Below are 492 nucleotides of genomic sequence, written 5' to 3'. Positions count from 1 at the left end.
TCCTGACCGACATAGGGGAAGCCTACGTAGTAGAAGGCATAAGCGAAAAGGGACAAGAGCTGCTGGGAAAACTTGGACTTAGCGAAGCCGGAGAAGAAGCCAAGGCAGAGGCCGCCAAACTCCAGGCAGAAATTAAGGCCGACGGCAGCATTAATATTGAAGGCTTGGCAGAGAAACTAAACGGCATGTTTGAGCACAGCTTTTGGGACAGCCTGCACGAAAAATGCATCGGCTGTGGAGCCTGTACCTACCTGTGCCCCACCTGCCACTGTTTTGACATAGCGGATGAGGCCACCGACTGCAGCGGCTGCCGGGTAAGAAACTGGGATGCCTGCATGTTCCCACTATTTACCCTGCACGGCTCCGGGCACAACCCGAGAACCGGAGGGAAAGCCCGTTGGAGACAAAGACTCATGCACAAATTCAACTACTTTGTAGATAGATACAACGCCACCGCCTGCGTTGGCTGCGGTAGGTGCATCAAAAACTGTC

General features: G+C 53.7%; 1 protein-coding gene. It reads left to right on the top strand.

Going from position 1 to position 492, the window contains the following annotated elements:
* On the top strand, nt 1-492 hold a 492-nt coding region (locus tag P6N53_RS18515), incomplete at both ends, for a 4Fe-4S dicluster domain-containing protein (protein WP_304545833.1).

This window comes from Desulforamulus aquiferis, assembly GCF_030577015.1.
Taxonomy (GTDB): domain Bacteria; phylum Bacillota; class Desulfotomaculia; order Desulfotomaculales; family Desulfotomaculaceae; genus Desulfotomaculum; species Desulfotomaculum aquiferis.
The sequence above is the reverse complement of the archived record's forward strand: the minus strand, read 5'-3'. Positions and strand labels throughout refer to the sequence as shown.